General features: G+C 80.2%; 1 pseudogene. It reads right to left on the reverse strand.

Annotated elements, in window-relative coordinates:
* Positions 1–204: 204 nt before the first annotated feature.
* Positions 205–308 (reverse strand): annotated as a pseudogene (locus tag ADK52_RS41375) (DUF3159 domain-containing protein); the annotation flags it as partial.

The following is a 308-nucleotide window of genomic DNA, read 5'->3' on the forward strand; positions in this document are numbered from 1 at the left end:
GGGCCAAGTAGCGCGTGCGGACATGCGGGAGGGGCGGGCAGCCGATCGGCCGCCCGCCCCTCCCGCATGTCGTGGGGGGGCCCCGAAGTGGCGGGGCCCGGCGGGGGGCCCCCCCCCGGGCCCCCCCCTGACGGCCCCCCTACGGCCGTGGGGCAGGGGCGGGGGACCAAGCCCGGGCCCGCCCCTCCCGCATGTCCGCCCGCGCTACTTGGCCCCGGCCTTGCGGGGCTTCTCCGCGGCCTCCTCGGCCTCCCACTCCGCGATCACGGCGATCGGCGGCGGCGCCTTCGCCAGGAACACCCACGTGA

The sequence above is a fragment of the Streptomyces sp. WM6372 genome (genome assembly GCF_001279655.1).
Taxonomy (GTDB): Bacteria; Actinomycetota; Actinomycetes; order Streptomycetales; family Streptomycetaceae; genus Streptomyces.